The sequence below is a fragment of the Mycobacterium sp. genome, assembly GCF_050701675.1.
Lineage (GTDB): Bacteria > Actinomycetota > Actinomycetes > Mycobacteriales > Mycobacteriaceae > Mycobacterium.
Window position 1 is genome coordinate 1 of record NZ_JBOGDD010000065.1, and the last position, 2,671, is coordinate 2,671.

At 66.9% G+C, this 2,671-nt stretch carries 4 protein-coding genes; 3 read left to right on the forward strand and 1 reads right to left on the reverse strand.

What is annotated here, in order from left to right; genetic code table 11:
- Positions 1-144 precede the first annotated feature (144 nt).
- Positions 145-810, forward strand: a complete 666-nt coding sequence (locus tag ACRDUX_RS01935) for a VldE C-terminal domain-containing protein (protein ID WP_526410481.1) — start codon at positions 145-147, stop codon at positions 808-810.
- Positions 811-875: 65 nt separating this feature from the next.
- Here the strand turns inward: ACRDUX_RS01935 and ACRDUX_RS01940 are convergent, their stop codons facing one another.
- Positions 876-1,007, reverse strand: coding sequence for a hypothetical protein (locus tag ACRDUX_RS01940; RefSeq protein ID WP_526410483.1), 132 nt, complete (start codon positions 1,005-1,007; stop codon positions 876-878).
- A 188-nt stretch (positions 1,008-1,195) separates the two neighbouring features.
- On the opposite strand from ACRDUX_RS01940, the gene ACRDUX_RS01945 reads away from it, so the two are divergent.
- Both ACRDUX_RS01945 and ACRDUX_RS01950 read left to right on the forward strand, forming a co-directional pair.
- Positions 1,196-1,987 (forward strand): ANTAR domain-containing protein, encoded by a 792-nt coding sequence (locus ACRDUX_RS01945; RefSeq protein ID WP_526410485.1) that lies wholly within the window; start codon positions 1,196-1,198, stop codon positions 1,985-1,987.
- 264 nt (positions 1,988-2,251) lie between these two features.
- Positions 2,252-2,671: glycosyltransferase family protein (locus ACRDUX_RS01950; RefSeq protein ID WP_526410487.1), on the forward strand; the 420-nt coding region annotated here is incomplete at its 3' end.

The window sequence follows — 2,671 nt, forward strand, 5'->3', positions numbered from 1 at the left end:
GAGCACACAGTAGGGGCGTCAAACGCGTTTCAGCAGCTCATCGCCGGTCAGGACGGGCCGCCCACCCGAAAAATCGCCCAAAGATCACGATCAGATCTCGTAAAGGTTGCTGTTTGGGTGCTGTCACCGTTTAAAGTGCTAGTCGTGGGAAGGCATCAACTCGCGAGAAGCAGGCGGAAGTCGCCTGCACTCACCGCCGGTGCCGTTGCCGCGTTCGCCGTGTTCTTCGCCGTCGGCGGCAGCGCCGGTCCGATCGCAGTCAAGGAAGCGCCGAAGCCGGTCGTCGAGGCCGCCGCCGAGACTTCCGTGCCGTGCTGCGTGGAGATCGTCCAAGCCGCGCCTGCTGGCTTCTCGTCGGGTCCGGCGGCCGTTCCGTCCGCCACGCCCGCGCAGATGGCCGTGGCGTCGAGGTGGCGGGTCATTCCACGCACGTTGCCGGTCGGGCTTGCTTCCGAGCGGGGGCTGCAGGTGAAGACCATCCTGGTCGACCGCAGTATCAGCGCGATGTTCCCCGAGATCCAGGACATCGGCGGCGTACGGGCGGACAGCCTGAGATGGCATCCGAACGGTTTGGCGCTCGACGTGATGATTCCCAACCCCGGGTCGGACGCGGGCATCCAGCTCGGCAACGAGATCGTGGCGTACGCGATGAAGAACGCGGACCGATTCGACCTGCAAGATGCCATTTGGCGGGGTGTCTACTACACGCCCAGCGGCGGGCGGTCGAGTATCGCCGGCCACTTCGACCACGTGCACCTGACCACCCACGGCGGGGGATATCCGACCGGCAGCGAGCTGTACTACCGCTGAGCAACGATTGGGTTCGCTACACCTGCGTCAATCGAGCAATGAGTCGCAGGTCACGCCACGAACCGTCAGCGCTTCTTGCGGATCGCGTCCTCGGTGGCCGACGTGGAGTCGGCCTTGCCGCGCTTGTCGGCGCGCTTCTCCTTGAGTGACTTGCCGGCCTTCTTGGACATGGTCGATCTGGGGGATTTGTCAGACATCGCCGGCCCTTTGATTGGGGGCCTGAATGGTCCCGATCCCCAGACCATACGCTCGCGCGGTGTGGGGCTGTCGGACTGCGAGTGAGAATCGTTCTGCGCCAAGGTATTCGAACCGAACGCCTGGCCACGGGGGATCGACGACGACGCTGGGCGTCCGGCCGCGCGTTCGCAGGCATAGGCTCGGGACGATGGCGGAGTTCACCGCAGAAGATACCGACGTCGAGGCATCCCTGCAGTTCGGCGCGGATGCCGCGGATCTGCGGGCCGGGATCGACGATCTCGCGGGCCTGCTCGCAGGCAGCCTTGGCCTGCCCGAGCTGCTGACCCAGGTGGCGGCGTTCACGTGCCGCGCGATCCCTGGTGCCGACGGCGCCGCCGTGACGTTGCTGCGGGTCGACACCACCGACGTCGAGGTGGCCGCGTTGGCTGCCAGTGCGCCATTCGTCACCGCGATCGACGAGATTCAGTACGTGACCCTCGACGAGGGGCCGGGCATCACCGCGGTGCGTGATCGACGTGCCGTGCGGTCCGGCTCCCTGGGCGGGGAGAAGATGTGGCCGAGATTCGGGCCCCGTGTCGGCCGGATGGGCGTGCACAGTGCGCTGGCGCTGCCCTTGCTGTTGCCCGATCGCGTGGTCGGGGCGATCACCGTGTATGCCTACGCCAAGGACGTATTCGACCCCCACGCCGTCGAGCTGGGTGAGTTGTTCGCCAAGCCCGCCGCCGCCGCCGTCCACAACGCGCAGGTTCTCGCCGAGGCGCTCACCCTGAACGACCAGCTGCGCAAGGCCCTGTCGTCGCGCCCGGTGATCGACCAGGCGATCGGCCTCATCCGGGGCCGCACGGGCCGCAGCGCGGAGGACGCGTTCGGACAGTTGCAGGCGATGAGCCAGGCCGAACATCGCAAACTGGCCGAGGTGGCGCAGCTCGTGGTCGACGAAGCCGTTCGGCGGGCGCGCGCTAGGAACAAGTCGTCCTGAAGGCCGTTCCGCAACGCGTTTAGCAGCACTAACGGGCCACGACGGGCATCCGGCGACCCCCTCGGGGTGGTAACGTGAGGGGTGTTGGGAACCCAACCAGTCCGGGATTGAGTCAGCTGTCCGCCGCTGTTCTCTACGAGCAGCCGCTCACGCCGGGCACTCCGGTGACATCCGCCAGTCGGGACCACCTTGAACGCTCCAACTCGCTTTCCGTCGTTGTCTGGTCGCTATGTGCCGGAACGCCTTTCGCCGCCAAGCATCGGTATGCTCACGAGCTTTCCGCCGACGCCGTGCGGGCTCGCGACGTTCAGCGCAGGCTTGGCGGATGGCTTGTCCGCCAAGGGGTCCGACGTCAGCGTCGTGCGGGTTGCCGATGGTGCGGAGTCATCGAGCGCAGCGGTCGTCGGGGAGCTCGTCAACGGCTCGGCGGCGTCCATCGGCGCGTGCTCGGAGCTACTGAACCAGCGTGACGTCGCCGTCATTCAGCACGCCTACGACGTGTACGGCGGCGCCGACGGCAGCGAGGTGCTCGACGTCATCGACGGCCTCCGGGTCCCGGTGATCGTCGTCGCCCACGAAGTTCTCAAAAACCCGACGGCACACCAGCGTTCGGTGATGGAGGCCATCGCCGAGAAGGCCGACCGCATCGTCGTCATGTCGGAGGCCGCCAACGATCGCCTCAGC